Source organism: Streptomyces sp. NPDC050738, assembly GCF_040654175.1.
In the GTDB taxonomy this organism is placed as follows: Bacteria; Actinomycetota; Actinomycetes; order Streptomycetales; family Streptomycetaceae; genus Streptomyces.
In genome coordinates this window covers 138,308-156,365 of sequence record NZ_JBFAHN010000018.1, presented here as the reverse complement: position 1 = coordinate 156,365, position 18,058 = coordinate 138,308, and the positions used below count along the sequence as shown (strand labels likewise).

The window sequence follows — 18,058 nt, the reverse complement described above, 5'->3', positions numbered from 1 at the left end:
TCATGTCGGTAGCGATCATCACTGGGGCTTCGAAGGGGCTGGGCCGCGCGCTCGCGGCGGGGCTCGCGGAGCGGGGCTGGGATCTGGTGCTGGATGCCAGGACGGCCGGCGTATTGGAGGAGAGCGCCCGGGAGCTGGAGAAGTACGGCTCGCGGGTGGTGGCGGTGGCCGGGGACGTCACGGACACCGCGCACCGGGCGGAGCTGGTGGCAGCGGCCCGGGGGCTGGGCGGGCTCGATCTGCTGGTGAGCAATGCGAGCGCCCTGGGTGCGGAGCCGCTGGTGCGGCTGGAGTCGCTGGGCCTGGACGGGTTGCGGGCGGCGCTGGAGACGAATGTGGTGGCCGCGCTCGGCCTCGTACAGGAGTCGCTCGAGCTGTTGCGGGCGAGCGGGCGGGGTGCGGTGATCGCGCTCAGCTCGGATGCGGCGGTGGAGGCGTACGAGACCTGGGGCGGCTACGGGGCGTCGAAGGCGGCGCTGGACCACCTGGCGGCGGTGCTGGCGGCGGAGGAGCCGGGGTTGCGGGTGTGGGCGGTGGATCCGGGGGACATGGGGACGGATCTGTACGCGGCGGCGGTTCCGGGTGACGAGGACGCGCGGCCTGATCCGGTACGCGTGGTCCCCGCCTTCCTGCGGCTGCTGGACGAGCGGCCTGCGAGCGGGCGGTATGCGGCTCCGGCGCTGGTGGAGGAGGTCCGGTGAACGCGCCTATGGCACTGAAGGTGCCTGAGGAGCTGCTGGCCTCGGTGCCCGCCGAGGAGCGGGGCAGCGGGCGGGACGACGTACGGCTGATGGTGTCGAGGGGGTCCGCGGTCTCGCACCATTCCTTTCGGGAGCTGCCGCTGCAGCTGCGGGCCGGGGACGTGCTGGTCGTCAATACGTCGCAGACGCTGCCTGCGGCGATCGACGGTGAGCTGGAACAGGTCGTCGGACGGAGTCCGGCGTCAGGAACGGCCGAGCGGGTGGTCGTGCACTTCTCCACCCGGGGCGACGACGGCCGGTGGGTCGTGGAGCTGCGGCATCCGCTGGCCGGCGGGAGTACGCGACGGCGGCACGGAGGGCCCGCCGGTGCCGTGGTGCGGCTGCCGGGGGGCGTACGGCTCGTCCTGGAGCGGCCCTTGCGGGACGGCGAGCAGCGGCTCTGGTGGGCGCGGCCCTCGGTGGACGACGTGGTCCGGGTGCTCCGGCGGTACGGGCGGCCCATCCGGTATCCGTACACCCTGCGCGACCAGCCGCTCGCCGCGCATCAGACGGTCTTCGCGCTGCCCTCGCCCGACGGGACGGGGTCCGCGGAGATGCCGAGCGCCGGGCGGCCCTTCACGGCGGCGCTGGTCGCGGAGCTGGTGAGCAGGGGTGTGCAGTTCGCGCCGATCGTCCTGCACACCGGGGTGGCGTCCACGGAGGCGCATGAGACGCCGTACCCGGAACGGTTCGAGGTGTCCGAGGCGAGTGCCCGGCTGGTGAACGCGGCTCGCGCGGGCGGGGGGCGCATCGTGGCGGTCGGGACGACCGCCGTACGGGCGCTGGAGACCGCCACGGGACCCGACGGGGTGGTGCGGGCCCTCGCGGGGTGGACGGATCTCGTGGTCACGCCGGAGCGCGGGGTGCGGGCCGTGGACGGGCTGCTGACCGGGCTGCACGAGCCGGAGGCCTCGCATCTGCTGATGCTCGAGGCGATCGCCGGGCGCGAGGCGATGAGCCGCAGCAACACCGAAGCGCTGCGGGAGCTCTACCTCTGGCATGAGTTCGGGGATGTCCACCTCATCCTTCCGGATGAGGACGGTCACACTCCGCATTGCTCCAGCAACTATTGGTGAGAATGTTACGTGTTCGATGTGAGCCCGCGCATAGGACGCACGTCACTTACGAACATCCCTAGTGGACGCATAAGGGCCATGTGAGCCGGGTAGGCGCGGGCGCCCGCCTCTCCTTGCCAGCCCCTGATCCACTAAGCAGGATCGTACGTCACACCTTTGCCACAGGTTTTTGCGGCCGCTAACAATGGCTCCCGTCGCCGCCTCCAGGGCGCATCGCCGTCCCCGGCATGAGCGACTCCAGCTATTCGAAAAGGTACGTCTGCAATGACCGAGACCAGCACTGAGGGCCAGAGTCGGCTGACCAAGACCCACAAGTTCTCGATCGCCGGTGTGGCCGCCGTTGGCGCCGCCGCCCTCGCGTTCTCCCTTGTGCCCGGAAACGCTTCCGCGGAGTCCTCCAAGACCCTCGACGCCTCGAACGCGGCCCTGTCGACCCAGACCAAGGTCCTGGCCGCCAGCGTCCAGCAGCAGCAGGAAGACGCGGACAAGGCCGCCAAGGAGGCGGCCCAGGTCGCCGCCGCCAAGGCGAAGGACGCCAAGGCCGCCAAGGCGAAGGCCGACGCGAAGGCCAAGTCCGACGCCGCGGCCAAGGCGAAGGCGGACGCCGCCGCGAAGGCCAAGGCCGACGCTGCCGCCGCCGCGAAGAAGCGCTCGGCCGAGGCCGCCGCCAGCCGCGCCGCCGCCCGCCAGCCCGTCTACGCCAACAACCTGGACGGCTGGATCAACCACGCGCTGGCCATCATGAAGGAGAAGGGCATCCCCGGCTCCTACGACGGCCTGTACCGCAACATCATCCGCGAGTCGGGCGGCAACCCGAGCGCGATCAACAACTACGACATCAACGCCCAGAACGGCACCCCGTCGATCGGCCTGCTCCAGGTCATCCAGCCGACGTTCGACACGTACCACGTCGCCGGCACGGCGAACGACCTGTACGACCCGGTCGCCAACATCACCGCCGCCGCCAACTACGCGGCCGCGACGTACGGTTCGATCGACAACGTCAACGGCGCCTACTGAGCCGCAGGCCCACCGAAGACGTCACAGCACAGCACGCCGAAGGGCGGCACCCGCATCGCGCGGGTGCCGCCCTTCGGCGTGCTGTGTGCGAGGTGCCGTTACTTGCGCATGACCTCGGGCTCGTGGCGGCGCAGCAGGCGCGCCACGAAGAAGGCGCAGAGCACGCCGATGCCGATCAGGATCCCCATGTCCATGATCCAGGTGCCGAGCGTGTGGTCCCAGAGCGGATCCGTCACACCCGGGTTCTTCTTGTCGGGCAGCAGGACGTTCAGCGACGCGGTGGCTCCCGCGGCGGCGACGGCCCACCGGGACGGCATGAGGAACGAGAACTGGTTGACGCCTTCCGAGCCGTTCAGCGTGAAGAGGCAGCCGGTGAAGACGACCTGGATGATCGCGAACATCACGAGCAGCGGCATCGTCTTCTCGGCGGTCTTCACGAGTGCGGAGATGATCAGGCCGATCATCATCGAGGTGAAGCCCAGCGCCATGATCGGCAGCGTGAGTTCGAGCCGTACGGAGCTGGAGAGCAGGACGCCCTCGGCCGGGGGCTTCTTGAAGCCGAAGCCGATGCCGCCGATGATCGCGCCCTGCACCATGGTGATCAGTCCGAGCACGATCACCTTGGACATCAGATACGCGGAACGTGACAGGCCGGTGGCCCGTTCGCGTTCGTAGATCACCCGTTCCTTGATCAGCTCACGTACGGAGTTGGCGGCGCCCGAGAAGCAGGCGCCCACGGCCATGATCAGCAGGACCGTGGCCCCGTCGCCGTTGCTGAGCTGCGTCGACTTCGGGCCGAAGCCGAGTCCGTAGTCGGCGGGGATCAGCGCGCCGACCGAGCCAAGGACCGCGGGCAGCAGTACGGACAGCAGCAGGAAGCCCCGGTCGGAGGCGATCACCGACACATAGCGGCGGATCAGGGTGATCAGCTGTGAGGCCCAGCCCTGCGGCTTGGGCGGCTTCATGGCCTGCGGCGGCGGCATGTGGACCGGCTGGGCGGCGACGGCGTCGATGTCGGCGGCGTACATCTGGTAGTGCTGCGAGCCCTTCCAGCGTCCCGCCCAGTCGTAGTCGCGGTAGTTCTCGAAGGCGGAGAAGACATCGGCCCAGGTGCCGTAGCCGAAGAAGTTCAGTGCCTCCTCCGGCGGTCCGAAGTACGCGACCGCTCCGCCGGGCGCCATCACGAGGAGCTTGTCGCAGATGGCGAGTTCGGCCACCGAGTGGGTGACGACGAGGACGGTGCGACCGTCGTCGGCGAGTCCGCGCAGCAGCTGCATGACATCGCGGTCCATCCCCGGGTCGAGGCCCGAGGTCGGCTCGTCGAGGAAGATCAGCGACGGCTTGGTGAGCAGCTCCAGGGCGACCGAGACGCGCTTGCGCTGGCCACCGGAGAGCGAAGTGATCTTCTTCTCCTTGTGGATGTCCAGCTTGAGTTCGCGCAGGACCTCGTCGATGCGCTGGGACCGCTCGGCATCGGTGGTGTCGGCGGGGAAGCGCAGCTTGGCGGCGTACTTCAGTGCCTTACGGACCGTCAGTTCCTTGTGCAGGATGTCGTCCTGCGGGACGAGTCCGATGCGCTGGCGGAGCTCGGCGAACTGCTTGTAGAGATTACGGTTGTCGTAGAGGACGTCGCCCTGGTTGGCCGGCCGGTAGCCGGTCAGCGCCTTGAGCAGGGTCGACTTGCCGGAGCCCGAGGGGCCGATGACCGCGATCAGGGACTTCTCGGGGACGCCGAAGGAGACGTCCTTGAGGATGTCCTTCCCGCCGTCGACCGTCACCGTCAAGTGGCGTGCGGAGAAGGAGACTTCACCGGTGTCGTCGAACTGCTCCAGGCGGTCCCCGACCAGCCGGAAGGTGGAGTGGCCGACGCCGACGATGTCGTTGGGCCCGATGAGGGCCGTGCCGGACTTCTGCATCGGCTGGCCGTTGATGTACGTACCGTTGTGCGAGCCCAGGTCATGGAGCTCGTAGCGGCCGTCGGGCGTGGCCACGAACTCGGCGTGGTGGCGCGAGACCTGCAGGTCGGAGACGACCAGCTCGTTCTCCAGCGCACGGCCGATGCGCATGACGCGACCGAGGGCGAGCTGGTGGAAGGTGGTCGGCGAGCGGTCTCCGTAGACCGGCGGCGCCCCCGCGACGCCGCCGGGGAAGCCTCCGGCTCCAGGTCCCGCACCGCCCTGCTGCTGCGGAACGTGCGCCTGCTGCTGCCAGTTGGGCCGCTCCTCCGCACGCGCCGGCGCCTGCTGCTGCGCCTGCTGCTGGGAAGCGGCCCAGCCGGGCGCCCCCTGCTGCTGGGCGTGCGCGGTCGGCTGGTGCGATTGCACCGGAGCCACTGCGGCAGCTCCTCCGGAGAGATTCAGCCGCGGGCCGTCGGTCGCGTTGCCGAGGTGCACGGCCGATCCCGGACCGATCTCCATTTGGTGGACACGCTGTCCCTGTACGAACGTTCCGTTGGTCGAGCCGTGATCCTCGATCACCCAGCTTCGCCCGCCCCAGCTGATGGTGGCGTGCCGCCACGAGACCCGGGCGTCGTTGACCGCCAGATCTCCCTGCGGATCACGCCCAAGGGTGTATGACCTGGACGAATCGAGCGTCCAGGTCCTGCCATTCAATTCCAGTACGAGTTCCGGCACTCCAGCCCCACTTATCGTCCCCCGAGGTACCCCCGTCACTGGGAGTCTAGGGATGGTGAACATCGTGAGGAACTATTTCAGGCTCAGTAACGTATCGGAAAGCCGGGCTCGGTGAAGAGCCCGTGCGCGTGGAGTCCCTCTGCCCGTTGACGCGGTGGAAACACCCCCGGACAGTGGTAAGCGCCCATGAGTGCGTACGGATCATGCGCGAATGGGGCAACTCACCGCAGATCGGGGGGGCCTGATGGACAAGGGCGGAAGTACGGGTACGCGATGGGGCGATGTGGTTCTCGCCTCGATCGCGGCGGTGAGCTGGGCGTTGGTCGGGATGGCGGGCACCGCGGCGCTCGGGCTGCATCTGCTGGGGGCCGATCAGTCGGCCAGACTCGGGCCGATGACCGCAGCGGTGGTCGTCATGGCGGTGGGGGGTTCGGTCAGCCCCTCCGGCAATGTGTCGGCTTTCGGCCTCACGGGGGCGGAGGCGAAGACAGCACTGAACGTGACACCGCTGGGCGTGGCCCTGGTGGGTGCGCTGCTGCTCTCCTTCTTCTTCCTGCGCTCGCTGTGGGCGGCGGGACGGACGATCCCCGGCTCCGAACTCGCCGCGCGGATGGTGTCGTTGGCGGTGCTCTTCGTCGCGGTGATCGGCGGGCTCGCCTGGGCGGGCCACGACGTCATCACCATCGACGGGAGCAAGCTGGGGCTCGATGACATCCCGGGCGCGGGCGGGATCGGCGACAAGCTGCCGGACGGTCTGGGCGGCATCGGCGGGCTGCTGCCGGGGAAGATCGGGGATCTGGCCAAGGCGAAGGCCTCGGTGGGGTTCACGGTCAACACCGGTGAGTCGCTGGCGGGCGGGGCCTGTTGGGTGCTGGCCGTGATGGTGATCGCGCTGCTGGCCTCGCGGCGTACGCCGCTGCCGCCGGGCTGGGGCGCGGTGCACCGGGTCGTCAGGCCGGCCGCATCCGCGCTGGTCACGGTGTTGCTGGTCGCGGTCGCGGCAGGGGTCGCGGCAGCTGCGTACGCGATGATCGGCGACGACCATCCGAAGCGGATCGCGGGTGCCGCGCTGGTCGGGGCGCCGAACGGGGTGTGGCTGGGGATACCGCTGGGGCTCTTCGTGCCCTGGGACGGGCATGCGACGGGTGCGCTGGGCAAGCTGCTCCCGAACCCCATCGACGATCTGCTGAACGTCTCCTCGGATCAGCCGGTGACGCTGAGCCGGATCGCCGAACTGGACGGCCGTGTCTGGCTGTTGGCGGCCGCGACCGCGGTGATGATGCTGTACGCGGGGGTGCTCGCGGCGGCCCGTACCCCGGTGGGACCGGCCACGTCGGCGCTCGGTTTCGCCGGCCGGTGCGCGCTGCGCCTGCCGGTGGTGACGGGGGCCGCGCTGCCGCTGCTGGTCTGGCTGACCGACATCTCGGCGAACGCCTCGCTGTCGGTGATCGGCTTCGACGCCTTCGGGGCGGGCATCGAACTGCACGGGCAGCTGGGCATGGCGCTGCTGCTCGGGCTGGCGTGGGGGGCCGGGGCGGGCGGTGCGGGTGCGCTCCTGGCGTACGCGTCGGGGGCGGCGGGGCGGCGGGCCGCGGAGCTCGCGCGGGGCGAAGGGGGGCACGGCGGGGACCGTACGTATCCGGATCTGGCGTACGAACCGGGGCCCTACACGCCGTCGGCGCCGTACCGCCCCTCGCACGACGACACGAACCCGTATCTGCGCCCGGGCGAGAGCGGGGGCAGTGGCGGGGGCGGTGGCGAGATGCACGGGGCGCCGACGATGATCGGCCCCCTGGACCCGCAGGCGCCGCCTCCCCCGCCGCCGCTCCGCAAGCGCCCCAGGGGCGAGGGCCCTCCCCCGCCGTCGCCTCCTCCGCCGCCGCGGGGACGCCGCTGAACCACCGCCCCTACGCGGCCAGTTCGGCCAGCAGCGCACCGATGCGCTCGGCGTGCTGTCGCGGGACGCGGCCTGTGTCGTCGAGGTGGACGGCGCAGGCGGTGGTGGTGTCGACGAGGTGTTCCAGGCGCAGGGCGACGACGTCGGAGGGCGCGATGTGCCGTGCCAGGGAAGGGAGTTCGGCGGCGGCTAGGTCGATGGCCGTACGGGCTTCGGCGAGGGCGCGATAGGCGGCGCGGCGCAGGGCCCAGCGGCCGGGGCGGTCGCTGTTGGCGCTGAGTACGTGGTGGACGTAGGCCTGCGCGGCCTGATCGGCGGCCCCGACGCGGGCGCGCACTCCGCCGCCGCGCCGTCCCGGCCAGGGGATGTGCCCGACGGCGAGGACGATGCCGCAGGCGAGGAGCGTTTCGCCGATGCGGCTGCCGGCGGCCTGGGGTTCGCCGCCGGACATGACGAGTGCGAGCACGAAGACGGTGATGACGGCGGTCTGCGCGGCGAAGTGGCGGGTGGCGACGGGGATCAGCGCACCGCAGACGGCGACCGTCGCGACGAGCCCTGCGGGCTGCGGGAGGAGAGCGGCGAGTGCGGCGAAGACGGCGGCGCCGATGAGGGTGCCGAGGGCCCGGCAGATCACGCGCGAGGCGAGCGGCCCGAGGTCGGGCTTGACGAGGAAGACGGCGGTGGCGGGGAGCCAGTACCAGTGCGGGCTGTGGGGAAGGCTCTGCGCGACGGCCGCGGCACCTCCGAAGGCGAGGGCGACGCGGAACCCGTACTCCTGCCCCACGGGCCCGATCACCTTGCGCAGCGCGGGAGTTGACGATGGCTTCGGTACGTCGAAGGGTCGGCCCCCGTCGAAGGGTCGGCCCCCGTCGAAGGGTCGGCCCCCGTCGAAGGGTCGGCCCCCGTCGAAGGCTTCGGCGGCGGCGAGAAGAGCGGAGTCGAGGGCGCGCAGGGCGGCGCCGTCACGGGCGGGCGCGGGGAGCGCACCGCAGGGCGCGCCGGTGCGGGCGGCGTCGGCGAGGCGGCGGGGACCTTCGGAGGCGCGGTCGGGCAGGGGCAGGCCGCTCCAGGCGAGGGCGGTGGCAGCCTCGGCGAGGGGAAGCGCGGCAAGGTACTGGGCGCGGGGCCGCGCGAGCCGGGCAGGGACGGCGTCCTGGGCGTGGTCGAGGGCGGCGGTGAGTGCGGCGCGGCGAGCGGGGGCGGCGGGAGTGCCGGTGGCGTCGAGGAGGTCGGCGACGGCTGCGTACACCTGGGAGACGGACTGACGCTCGTACTGCCCGCGCCGTCCGACACCGGACGCCGACGGCAGAAGAAGCCGCAGCACGAGAAGCCACCCGGCACCCCCGGCGAAGAGCACACCGCGCACCCACCCCGCTTCGGGCAGCGGCATGCCGGCGCCGATGGCGGTGGCGACGAGGAGCTGCGTCCCGCAGGCGGAGGAGACGGGCCCGACGGCACACAGGGCGCCACCGAGCAGCCCGAGAACACCAAAGACGGCGACGAGCATCACGCCTCCGCCACTCAGCGCGGTGCCGAGGACGAGGCCACAGGCCCCGGCGAGGGCAGGCACGCCGAGGCGCCTGAGGGAGGAACGACGGCTGCCGGCACGGTCGTTGACGCCGGCGAGCATGGCACCGAGGGAGGCGAGAACACCGGCGGAGGCCTGCCCGGCAGCGAGCGCGACCCCGAGGAGAGGCGCGGCGGCGAGGGCCCCGCGCACGACGGCGCTCCAGGGGATGGGCCCGCGCTGGGAACGGAGGGCGTGGCGGAGCCAGGGAGGAAGGTGGCGCATGGGGCTGGTCGTCCCGTCGGTGCGGTGGCGCTGGGCGGGTGCCTTGGGACGACGTCGGCCTGGGCGGGTCGGTGAGATCCACCGTAGGCGGTGTTATTGGAGGGGAGGAAACGGGCGCGTTTCCTCAATGTGAAGTCCGCCCCGATACCAGCAGGAAGAGTCCGCATTGAGCCAGTACTACGACATGGGCGACCGGACCTTGTGGAACCCGTCCAACGGAGCCTCCCGACTGTTCATAAGCCAGGTGAGTTTCTGGCAAGCGGAATTGGGCCTGCCGTCCGGCATTGGCCCGATGCAGTCCGACGAGTGCCAGATCGACCCCCTCGTGTTCAAGGTTTTCATCGACGCTCTTCTCGCGTGGCACCGGCGAACGAGTCACGCCGTCACTGCTGCCCTGTCCGAGGGTTTCGTCGCTACGGTGCTGGTCCTGGCGGACAGGGCGGGCATCGAGCCGCAGTGGCCGCCGACGGTCCTGCCGGAGGGCGCCGGCCTCGCGGAGGTTCAGGTCCCGAGGTCCCCGCATCGCTCCGAGGACGCCTGGGCAGCCGCCCTCCGGCAGAAGTCACGCGACCTGGGCCGCTTCATGCCGGCTTGAGCCAGGCGCGGGACGGCCGACCGCCCCTGTCCGGGGAGCGGACAGGGTGGTGGAGGGGCGCGCCCCGACCTATACGGTGGGGATCACCATGAGCGCTTCTCAGACTCCCACCCTTCTCGTCAAGATCTTCGGGAAGGACCGGCCCGGGATCACCGCCGGGCTCTTCGACACCCTTGCCGCCTATTCCGTCGATGTCGTGGACATCGAGCAGGTCGTCACCCGGGGGCGCATCGTGCTGTGCGCCCTGGTCACCTCGCCTACCGCGGGCGGGACCACCGAGGGTGAGCTCAGGGCGACCGTGCACAGCTGGGCCGAGTCGCTCAGGCTGCAGGCCGAGATCATCTCCGGTATCGGTGACAACCGGCCGCGTGGCAGCGGGCGCTCGCATGTGACCGTGCTCGGGCATCCGCTCACCGCCGAGTCCACCGCCGCCATAGCGGCCGCCATCACCTCGACCGGCGGCAATATCGACCGTATTTTCCGGCTTGCGAAGTATCCGGTCACGGCTGTGGAGTTCGCGGTTTCCGGTACGGAGACCGAGCCGCTGCGTACCGCCCTTGCGACCGAGGCGGCCGCTCTGGGGGTCGATGTCGCCGTCGTCTCCGCCGGGCTGCACCGGCGCGCGCGGCGTCTTGTCGTCATGGATGTGGACTCGACCGTCATCCAGGACGAGGTCATCGAGCTCTTCGCCGCCCACGCCGGGTGCGAGGACGAGGTGGCCGAAGTGACCTCGCGGGCCATGCGCGGGGAGCTCGATTTCGAGCAGTCGCTGCATGCGCGCGTGGCGCTCCTGGCGGGGCTGGACGCGTCCGTCGTGGAGAAGGTCCGCGCCGAGGTGCGGCTCACCCCCGGGGCTCGCACGCTTATCCGGACGCTGAAGCGGCTCGGGTATCAAGTGGGCGTCGTGTCCGGTGGGTTCACCCAGGTCACCGATGATCTGCAGGAGCGGCTCGGGCTCGACTTCGCCTCCGCCAATACGCTGGAGATCGTCGACGGGAAGCTCACCGGCAAGGTCACGGGAGAGATCGTCGACCGCGCCGGCAAGGCCCGGCTGCTGCGGCGGTTCGCCGCCGAGGCCGGTGTGCCGCTCTCCCAGACCGTCGCCATCGGCGACGGCGCCAACGATCTCGACATGCTGAACGCCGCCGGACTCGGCGTCGCCTTCAACGCCAAGCCCGTCGTCCGCAAGGCCGCCGACACCGCCGTGAACGTGCCCTTCCTCGACACCGTGCTCTATCTCCTCGGCATCACCCGCGAAGAGGTCGAAGCCGCTGATGGACTTGTCGAGGCCGAGAACAGCTGAGCGGCAGAAAACAGGAATCGACCCCGGTACGCGTCCTGCGTACCGGGGTCTTCTGGCTTACGGGACAGGCTCGTTACTCGTGCGGGGCCCAGAAGTCGTCCAGGCTTCCCACTCCGTGTTCCACCGACTTCCACGATCCGGTGAAGGACACCACCGCGATCGCCGCCGTCGGGAAGCCGCCCCTGTTCATCCGGGCGAGCGCATCGCCCTGCGCCTTCCCCGCCAGCGCGTCCGCAAGGGCGTGCACTCCGGGGTTGTGGCCGATGAGAAGGAGGTCCTTCACGTCGTCGGGGGTCTCGTTGAGGACGGCGATGAGTTCGCCGAGGGAAGCCTCGTACAGCCTCTCCTCGTACACGGTCCTGGGGCGGGTCGGCAGCTCTGCTACGGCCAGTTTCCAGGTCTCCCGGGTCCGGGCCGCGGTGGAGCACAGTGCCAGATCGAAGGTCACGTCCAGGGCGGCCAGCCGGCGGCCTGCGACGGGGGCGTCCGCGCGGCCCCGCTCGGCGAGCGGTCGGTCGTGGTCGGACACCTGGGGCCAGTCCGCCTTCGCATGGCGTAGGAGGACGATCCTGCGGGATTCGGTGGGTCCGGGGGTGGTCCCCTCGGACGACGAAGCGACGCTCATGCAGTCCAGCTTCGCACGAATCATGCCGTGGGGCGCAGGGAGTTGAAACGCTCCACCGTCATGGGTGACCCCCCTCAGCGGGAGAGCGTCTCCTGCACCCGCTCCAGCAGGTGGGTGATGGCCGGGTCGCCGGTCGCCGCCTGGGCCTGGCCCGGCGCGGTGATGAGGAGAAGGAGGACCGCGAAGGCGATCGCGGGCAGGACGACGGCCCACCAGGGCAGCTTGATGTCGACACGACCCGGGGCTGCGGTGTGGGACCTGGTGGGGATGTGGGCCGACATGGCCGCCTCCGTAGCTAGCTGCGTGGGTTCGCCGTTGCTGATGAACATGAACTTACGCAGTACGGGCGGCCGGTCCCATCCGGTGAACTACCCACTTCCCCCTGACCCTGGCCCCCTAGGGGATGGTGGTGCTAGCACCACCCCGGGCCCCGCTCAGCTCGTCACGGGGAGGCGAGCGTCGCGATGATCGCGACGACGATCGTCACGGCGAACATCGCGCCGAGCACGAGCAGCAGCTTCTTCTGGCCGTTGGGGGGATTCGGTTCGAGTACGGGCATGCGCTCAGTCTCGCATCCCGCATTCGTCCTCAATCGTCCGGTCCCGTCCCGCCAGGATCCCGACCGCGATCTGGGGCACCATGAGGCCCGCCATCAGCGCGATCGGCAGCCCCCAGCTGCCGCTGTGCTCGTACAGGACGCCGACGAGCAGCGGTCCGGGGATGGAGAGCAGGTAGCCGGTCGACTGGGCGAAGGCGGAGAGGCGTACGACGCCGGCTCCCGTACGCGACCGCATGCCGATCATCGTGAGCGCCAGCGGGAACGAGCAGTTGGCGATGCCGAGCAGCAGCGCCCAGGCCCAGGCGCCGCCGGCCGGGGCCAGGAACAGGCCCGCGTAGCCGACGAGTCCGCAGGCGCCGAGCACCGCGACGATCGGGCCCTGGTTCTTCATCCGGGTCGCGAGACGCGGGATGACGAAGGCGAGCGGTACGCCCATCGCCATCGTCACCGCGAGCAGCACCCCGGCCGTCGAGGCCGAGACCCCGGCGTCGCGGAAGATCTGCGGCATCCAGCCCATGGTGATGTACGCGGCCGTCGCCTGGAGTCCGAAGAAGCAGGCGAGCGCCCAGGCGGTACGGGACCGGGTGATCCGGATCGCGGGCGGAGCCGGCTGCGCGGAGGTCCGCGATGCCTGCGCCTCCTGCGCCGCCGTCGCGCTTCGGTCCCGTACGAGAGCGACCCAGGGCACCACCGCCACGACGGCCAGCGCCGCCCAAACCCCCAGCCCCCAGTGCCAGTTGTCGCCCATGGAGTGGGTCAGCGGCACGGTGACGGCCGCGGCGAGGGAGGTGCCGAGCGCCAGGGCCATGGAGTAGAGGCCGGTCATGGAGCCGACGCGGTCGGGGAAGTACCGCTTGACGATCACCGGCATCAGCACGTTGGAGACGGCGATGCCCATGAGCGCGAGCGCGCTGGCGGCGAGGAAGCCCACCGTGCCGCCGGCGAACGGGCGGATCAGCAGGCCGGCGGCGATGGCCACCATGCCCGCGCAGACGATCGCGCCCGGGCCGAAGCGGCGGGCGAGGCGGGGCGCGAGGATCCCGAAAACCGCGAAACAGAGCGAGGGGACGGACGTGAGCAGACCGGCGACGCTGTCGCTCATGCCGAGCGACTGCTGCACCTCTTCGAGGAGCGGGCCCAGGCTGGTGATGGCGGGGCGGAGGTTGAGCGCCGCGAGGACGATGCCGACCATGACCAGCTTGATGGTCCATCCCGCCGGCGACTGCGTCGGGGTGGGAAAATCTGCGGCGGTGCGCGGCTCGGTGCCGTGGCTCAGGATCTGTGTCTCGTCGTCGGGCATGGAGCCATCATAGAATCATGGGATGATTGGTTGTCCAATCGTTCGCCGAATGCGCTGAAGGAGCCCAATGACGCTGAACTCACCCCGGCGGTCGGCCCTCTCCGACCAGGTGATCACCGAACTGCGGAACCAGATCACCTCGGGCGAGTGGCCGGTCGGCTCGCGCATCCCGACCGAACCCGAGCTGGTCGAGCAGCTGGGGGTGGCCCGCAACACCGTCCGCGAGGCGGTGCGCGCGCTCGCGCACAACGGGCTGCTCGACATCCGGCAGGGCTCGGGTACGTATGTCATCGCCACCAGCGAGCTGGCCGGCGTGATGCACCGCCGCTTCGCCTCCGCCGACCCCCGGCACATCGCCGAGCTGCGCTCCACACTGGAGTCCTCGGCGGCGCGGCTGGCCGCCGAGCGGCGCACGGAGAAGGACCTGAAGCAGCTCGACGCGCTGCTGGAGCACCGCGAGAAGATGTGGGAATCGGGCGATGCGGAGGCTTTCGTCGCCGCCGACGCGACACTGCACCTGGCGATCGTGGCCGCCTCGCACAACGACGTACTGACCGAGCTCTACGCCGACCTGGGCGATCTGCTGCGCGACTGGCTCCGCGACGACGTGGGGCGCGAGCTGCGCCCCGAGGGCTATATGGACCATGCCCGGCTGATCGAGGCGATCCGGGCGGGCGACACGGACACGGCGGCGGCCGAGGCCGCAAGCTATGCCTTCAACTGCGTGCGTGCGTGATCCAGGCCGAGCGGATCTCTTTCCAGCAGCGGCCGGTGAGCCGCACGGTCTGCGCGGGGCCGGCCTCGACCGGACGGGCGTCGCTGTCTATGTCCCACCAGCGGGCGCACTCGATGTGGAGCTCGACCTTGTCGCTGTCCGGGTAGGGGTTGTGGCAGTACGCGACGACGTGCGAGCCGGTGACCGTCGTACGGCAGTCGGCGCCGAAGGGCTCGGGTTCCTCGACGGCGGCGGGGCGCGCGGTGGGGGCGGCGGCGTGGGTCAGGGTGACCGTGGGGGCCGCGGTGAGTGCGGCCAGGGCGACGGCGGCCGTCAGGAGGGCCGGGCTCCGGCGACGCGGACGTAGGCGATGCACATCGGTTCCTCCTCCCCAGGGGTTCCGGGGACAGGTCCCGGTCCGCCCAGTCTGCGGGGGATGCGCCCATCGCGCACGACGGCCGCGCACCCGCCACCGAGAGGAGGCGGGTGCGCGGCCGATGTGCTGTGCGGCGGAGGGTCAGGCGCCGATCGCGTGCAGACCGCCATCCACGTGGATGATCTCGCCCGTCGTCTTCGGGAACCAGTCCGACAGGAGCGCGACAATGCCGCGGCCCGCCGGCTCGGGGTCCGAGAGCTCCCACTTCAGCGGGGAACGGCTGTCCCACACCGCGGCCAGGTCGCTGAAGCCGGGGATCGACTTCGCGGCCATGGAGCCGAGCGGGCCCGCCGAGATCAGGTTGCAGCGGATGTCCTTGTCACCGAGGTCGCGCGCCATGTAGCGGCTGGTGGCTTCCAGGGCGGCCTTCGCCGGGCCCATCCAGTCGTACTTCGGCCAGGCGAACTGCGCGTCGAAGGTGAGGCCGACGACGGAGCCGCCCTCGTTCATCAGCGGCAGCAGCGCCATGGTCAGCGACTTCAGGGAGAACGCCGAGACGTGCATGGCGGTGGCCACGGACTCGAAGGGCGTGTTGAGGAAGTTGCCGCCGAGCGCGTCCTGCGGCGCGAAGCCGATGGAGTGCACGATGCCGTCGAGGCGGCCGCCGAGCTCCTCGCGGACCTGGCCCTCGAGGCGGGCGAGGTGCTCGTCGTTGGAGACGTCGAGCTCCAGGACCTTGACCTTGTCGGGCTGCGGCAGCTTCTTGGCGATGCGCTCGGTGAGCGACGGACGCGGCCAGGCGGTGAGGATGATCTCCGCGCCCTGCTCCTGGGCCAGCTTCGCGGTGTGGAAGGCGATGGAGGCTTCCGTCAGCACACCGGTGATGAGGATCTTCTTGCCCTCGAGGATTCCAGCCATGGTGTTCAGTGACCCATTCCCAGTCCGCCGTCAACCGGGATGACGGCTCCAGTGATGTACGAGGCGTCGTCGGAGGAGAGGAACCGCACTGCGGCCGCGATCTCCTCCGGCTGCGCATAACGGCCCAGCGGCACCTGGGCGACGATGCCCTTGCGCTGGTCGTCGGTGAGAACCTTCGTCATGTCGGTGTCGACGAAGCCGGGCGCCACGACGTTGAAGGTGATGTTGCGGGAGCCCAGCTCGCGGGCGAGCGAGCGGGCGAAACCGACCAGACCGGCCTTGGACGCGGCGTAGTTCGCCTGGCCCGCCGAACCGAGGAGTCCGACCACCGAGGAGATGAGGACGACACGGCCCTTCTTGGCGCGCAGCATGCCGCGGTTGGCGCGCTTGACGACCCGGAAGGTGCCGGTGAGGTTCGTGTCGAGTACGGCGGTGAAGTCCTCTTCGGACATCCGCATGAGGAGCTGGTCCTTGGTGACGCCGGCGTTGGCCACCAGCACCTCCACGTTGCCGTGCTTCTCCTCGATCTCCTTGTAGGCCGCGTCGACCTGGGCGGAGTCCGTGATGTCGCACTGGACGGCGAGGGCGCCGGCGTCGATGAGCTCCTTGGGGGGCTCACCGGAGCGGAAGGTGAAGGCCACCTTGTCGCCCTGGTCCAGGAAAGTGCGGGCGATGGCGAGGCCGATGCCCCGGTTTCCTCCGGTGACGAGAACCGAGCGGCTCAACGGATCACCCTTTCGATAGCGGTCTGGTACTCACGCAAACTATCGGTCTCGTCCCTCTTACGGGGAATCGGCCTCCGACAGCGCCTCGGCACGGTCCCTGTCGGGTCCCTACATAAGGGCCCTGGGCAATGGGCCCCATGGCAGGACATGATGCGGTCGACGGTCGTGACGAACAGGAGACATCCGTGCCCCATTCCATCGACGCAGCCTTTACGGCACTGCCGCTGCGGGCCCTCGCCGACGCGGCGCTCGCCCGGGCCCGCGCGCTCGGTGCCGATCATGCCGACTTCCGATTCGAGCGGGTGCGCAGCGCGTCGTGGCGGCTGCGCGACGCCAGAACAGCGGGTTCATCGGACGGTACCGATCTCGGGTACGCGGTCCGGGTGGTGCACGGCGGCAGCTGGGGTTTCGCCTCGGGTGTCGACCTTTCGATGGATGCTGCCGCCCGGGTGGCGGGGCAGGCCGTCGCCATGGCGAAGCTCTCCGCGAAGGTGATCAAGGCCGCGGGTTCCGACGAGCGGGTGGAGCTGGCCGCGGAGCCGGTGCACGCGGAGAAGACCTGGGTCTCGTCGTACGAGATCGACCCGTTCGAGGTGCCCGACGAGGAGAAGACCGGGCTCCTCGCCGAGTGGTCGGCGCGGCTGCTCGCGGCCGACGGTGTCGCGCACGTGGACGCTTCGCTGATGACGGTCCTGGAGAACAAGTTCTACGCGGACACCTCCGGCACGGTCACCACGCAGCAGCGCGTACGGCTGCATCCCCAGCTGACAGCCGTGGCGGTCGACGAGACCACCGGCGAGTTCGACTCGATGCGGACGATCGCGCCGCCGGTCGGGCGGGGCTGGGAGTACCTGAAGGGGACCGGCTGGGACTGGGACTCCGAGCTGGAGCGGATTCCGGAGCTGCTCGCGGAGAAGATGCGGGCGCCTAGCGTGGAGGCGGGGACGTACGACCTGGTCGTCGACCCGTCGAACCTCTGGCTGACCATCCATGAGTCGATCGGTCATGCCACGGAGCTCGACCGGGCCCTGGGGTACGAGGCCGCGTACGCGGGCACCTCCTTCGCCACCTTCGACCAGCTGGGCAAGCTGGCGTACGGGTCGTCCGTGATGAACGTGACCGGCGACCGCACGGCCGAGCACGGCCTTGCGACCATCGGGTACGACGACGAGGGTGTGGCCGCGCAGTCCTGGGACCTGGTGAAGGACGGGACCCTGGTCGGCTATCAACTCGACCGCAGGATCGCCAAGTTGACGGGCTTCGAGCGCTCCAACGGGTGCGCGTACGCGGACTCCCCCGAGCACGTCCCCGTCCAGCGCATGGCCAACGTGTCGCTGCAGCCGGACCCCGGCGGGCTCTCCACGGAGGATCTGATCGGCGGTGTCGAGCGCGGCATCTACGTGGTCGGCGACCGCTCGTGGTCGATCGACATGCAGCGCTACAACTTCCAGTTCACCGGCCAGCGCTTCTTCCGTATCGAGAACGGCAGGCTCGCCGGCCAGCTGCGCGACGTCGCCTACCAGGCGACGACCACCGACTTCTGGGGCTCGATGGAGAAGGTCGGCGGCCCGAGCACGTATGTCCTCGGCGGCGCCTTCAACTGCGGCAAGGCCCAGCCCGGCCAGGTGGCCGCGGTCTCGCACGGCTGCCCCTCGGCCCTGTTCCGCGGCGTCAACATCCTCAACACCACGCAGGAGGCGGGCCGATGAAGCACGGACACGCCGCGACAACCCCCGGCCGGGGGTCCGGCCCGCGGCGAAGCCGCAGTCAGGCGCAGTGTCCCC

17 protein-coding genes are annotated in these 18,058 nt (G+C 70.5%); 8 read left to right on the top strand and 9 right to left on the bottom strand.

The features are described from left to right. Nucleotides 1-2: 2 nt before the first annotated feature. The 3 genes from AB0H78_RS33325 to AB0H78_RS33315 all read left to right on the top strand — a co-directional run bounded on the left by AB0H78_RS33325 (nucleotide 3) and on the right by AB0H78_RS33315 (nucleotide 2,836). Nucleotides 3-701: an SDR family NAD(P)-dependent oxidoreductase gene (locus AB0H78_RS33325; RefSeq protein WP_363238476.1), complete on the top strand. Its 699-nt coding sequence runs from the start codon at nucleotides 3-5 to the stop codon at nucleotides 699-701. Between the two features lie 8 nt (nucleotides 702-709). Continuing rightward, nucleotides 710-1,816 (top strand): S-adenosylmethionine:tRNA ribosyltransferase-isomerase, encoded by a 1,107-nt coding sequence (locus tag AB0H78_RS33320; protein WP_363238496.1) that lies wholly within the window; start codon nucleotides 710-712, stop codon nucleotides 1,814-1,816. A gap of 264 nt (nucleotides 1,817-2,080) precedes the next feature. Then, nucleotides 2,081-2,836 carry a transglycosylase SLT domain-containing protein gene (locus AB0H78_RS33315; RefSeq protein ID WP_363238475.1) on the top strand — a complete coding sequence of 252 codons (756 nt, stop codon included), beginning with the start codon at nucleotides 2,081-2,083 and terminating at the stop codon, nucleotides 2,834-2,836. Between the two features lie 98 nt (nucleotides 2,837-2,934). On the opposite strand, the gene AB0H78_RS33310 is transcribed toward AB0H78_RS33315, so the two are convergent. Continuing rightward, nucleotides 2,935-5,469 carry an FHA domain-containing protein gene (locus tag AB0H78_RS33310; RefSeq protein WP_363238474.1) on the bottom strand — a complete coding sequence of 845 codons (2,535 nt, stop codon included), beginning with the start codon at nucleotides 5,467-5,469 and terminating at the stop codon, nucleotides 2,935-2,937. A gap of 244 nt (nucleotides 5,470-5,713) precedes the next feature. Between AB0H78_RS33310 and AB0H78_RS33305 the strand changes: the two genes are divergently transcribed. Then, nucleotides 5,714-7,366 carry a streptophobe family protein gene (locus tag AB0H78_RS33305; protein WP_363238473.1) on the top strand — a complete coding sequence of 551 codons (1,653 nt, stop codon included), beginning with the start codon at nucleotides 5,714-5,716 and terminating at the stop codon, nucleotides 7,364-7,366. 10 nt (nucleotides 7,367-7,376) lie between these two features. On the opposite strand, the gene AB0H78_RS33300 is transcribed toward AB0H78_RS33305, so the two are convergent. Beyond that, nucleotides 7,377-9,158, bottom strand: a complete 1,782-nt coding sequence (locus AB0H78_RS33300) for an FUSC family protein (protein ID WP_363238472.1) — start codon at nucleotides 9,156-9,158, stop codon at nucleotides 7,377-7,379. 166 nt (nucleotides 9,159-9,324) lie between these two features. On the opposite strand from AB0H78_RS33300, the gene AB0H78_RS33295 reads away from it, so the two are divergent. Then, on the top strand, nucleotides 9,325-9,753 hold the full coding sequence (locus AB0H78_RS33295; protein WP_363238471.1) for a DUF6086 family protein: 429 nt from the start codon (nucleotides 9,325-9,327) through the stop codon (nucleotides 9,751-9,753). Between the two features lie 88 nt (nucleotides 9,754-9,841). After that, a complete protein-coding gene (serB, locus tag AB0H78_RS33290) occupies nucleotides 9,842-11,056 on the top strand; it encodes a phosphoserine phosphatase SerB (protein WP_363238469.1) in 1,215 nt (404 codons plus the stop codon). 73 nt (nucleotides 11,057-11,129) lie between these two features. Here serB and AB0H78_RS33285 read toward each other — a convergent pair whose 3' ends face one another. The 4 genes from AB0H78_RS33285 to AB0H78_RS33270 all read right to left on the bottom strand — a co-directional run bounded on the left by AB0H78_RS33285 (nucleotide 11,130) and on the right by AB0H78_RS33270 (nucleotide 13,540). Beyond that, a complete protein-coding gene (locus AB0H78_RS33285; RefSeq protein ID WP_363238467.1) occupies nucleotides 11,130-11,681 on the bottom strand; it encodes a histidine phosphatase family protein in 552 nt (183 codons plus the stop codon). Nucleotides 11,682-11,755: 74 nt separating this feature from the next. Further along, entirely contained in the window at nucleotides 11,756-11,962 is a 207-nt protein-coding gene (locus AB0H78_RS33280) for a hypothetical protein (RefSeq protein ID WP_363238466.1), read from the bottom strand. A gap of 161 nt (nucleotides 11,963-12,123) precedes the next feature. Continuing rightward, entirely contained in the window at nucleotides 12,124-12,240 is a 117-nt protein-coding gene (locus AB0H78_RS33275) for an SGM_5486 family transporter-associated protein (protein ID WP_277990027.1), read from the bottom strand. A gap of 4 nt (nucleotides 12,241-12,244) precedes the next feature. Further along, nucleotides 12,245-13,540, bottom strand: a complete 1,296-nt coding sequence (locus tag AB0H78_RS33270) for an MFS transporter (protein WP_363238465.1) — start codon at nucleotides 13,538-13,540, stop codon at nucleotides 12,245-12,247. 67 nt (nucleotides 13,541-13,607) lie between these two features. Between AB0H78_RS33270 and AB0H78_RS33265 the strand changes: the two genes are divergently transcribed. Then, entirely contained in the window at nucleotides 13,608-14,276 is a 669-nt protein-coding gene (locus tag AB0H78_RS33265) for a FadR/GntR family transcriptional regulator (protein WP_363238464.1), read from the top strand. On the opposite strand, the gene AB0H78_RS33260 is transcribed toward AB0H78_RS33265, so the two are convergent. From AB0H78_RS33260 to fabG, 3 genes are all read right to left on the bottom strand, one after another. Further along, entirely contained in the window at nucleotides 14,257-14,541 is a 285-nt protein-coding gene (locus tag AB0H78_RS33260) for a hypothetical protein (RefSeq protein WP_363238495.1), read from the bottom strand. The two genes, AB0H78_RS33265 and AB0H78_RS33260, sit on opposite strands and share 20 nt — an antisense overlap. A gap of 231 nt (nucleotides 14,542-14,772) precedes the next feature. Then, complete coding sequence (fabI, locus tag AB0H78_RS33255; RefSeq protein WP_363238463.1) at nucleotides 14,773-15,549, bottom strand: enoyl-ACP reductase FabI; 777 nt, start codon at nucleotides 15,547-15,549, stop codon at nucleotides 14,773-14,775. 5 nt (nucleotides 15,550-15,554) lie between these two features. Next, the gene (gene fabG, locus AB0H78_RS33250; protein WP_363238462.1) at nucleotides 15,555-16,274 is read right to left on the bottom strand and encodes a 3-oxoacyl-[acyl-carrier-protein] reductase; all 720 of its coding nucleotides are present in this window, start codon (nucleotides 16,272-16,274) and stop codon (nucleotides 15,555-15,557) included. 185 nt (nucleotides 16,275-16,459) lie between these two features. Here fabG and AB0H78_RS33245 point away from each other — a divergent pair, with 185 nt between their 5' ends. Then, on the top strand, nucleotides 16,460-17,983 hold the full coding sequence (locus AB0H78_RS33245; protein WP_363238461.1) for a TldD/PmbA family protein: 1,524 nt from the start codon (nucleotides 16,460-16,462) through the stop codon (nucleotides 17,981-17,983). Nucleotides 17,984-18,058 lie beyond the last annotated feature (75 nt).

What these genes read in the sequence shown, in the direction of transcription:
- AB0H78_RS33325 (WP_363238476.1), top strand. Translation starts at nt 3, where the DNA reads ATGTCGGTAGCGATCATCACTGGGGCTTCGAAGGGGCTGGGCCGCGCG.
- AB0H78_RS33320 (WP_363238496.1), top strand. Translation starts at nt 710, where the DNA reads ATGGCACTGAAGGTGCCTGAGGAGCTGCTGGCCTCGGTGCCCGCCGAG.
- AB0H78_RS33315 (WP_363238475.1), top strand. Translation starts at nt 2,081, where the DNA reads ATGACCGAGACCAGCACTGAGGGCCAGAGTCGGCTGACCAAGACCCAC.
- AB0H78_RS33305 (WP_363238473.1), top strand. Translation starts at nt 5,714, where the DNA reads ATGGACAAGGGCGGAAGTACGGGTACGCGATGGGGCGATGTGGTTCTC.
- AB0H78_RS33300 (WP_363238472.1), bottom strand. Translation starts at nt 9,158, where the DNA reads ATGCGCCACCTTCCTCCCTGGCTCCGCCACGCCCTCCGTTCCCAGCGC.
- serB (WP_363238469.1), top strand. Translation starts at nt 9,842, where the DNA reads ATGAGCGCTTCTCAGACTCCCACCCTTCTCGTCAAGATCTTCGGGAAG.
- AB0H78_RS33285 (WP_363238467.1), bottom strand. Translation starts at nt 11,681, where the DNA reads ATGAGCGTCGCTTCGTCGTCCGAGGGGACCACCCCCGGACCCACCGAA.
- AB0H78_RS33280 (WP_363238466.1), bottom strand. Translation starts at nt 11,962, where the DNA reads ATGTCGGCCCACATCCCCACCAGGTCCCACACCGCAGCCCCGGGTCGT.
- AB0H78_RS33275 (WP_277990027.1), bottom strand. Translation starts at nt 12,240, where the DNA reads ATGCCCGTACTCGAACCGAATCCCCCCAACGGCCAGAAGAAGCTGCTG.
- AB0H78_RS33270 (WP_363238465.1), bottom strand. Translation starts at nt 13,540, where the DNA reads ATGCCCGACGACGAGACACAGATCCTGAGCCACGGCACCGAGCCGCGC.
- AB0H78_RS33265 (WP_363238464.1), top strand. Translation starts at nt 13,608, where the DNA reads ATGACGCTGAACTCACCCCGGCGGTCGGCCCTCTCCGACCAGGTGATC.
- fabI (WP_363238463.1), bottom strand. Translation starts at nt 15,549, where the DNA reads ATGGCTGGAATCCTCGAGGGCAAGAAGATCCTCATCACCGGTGTGCTG.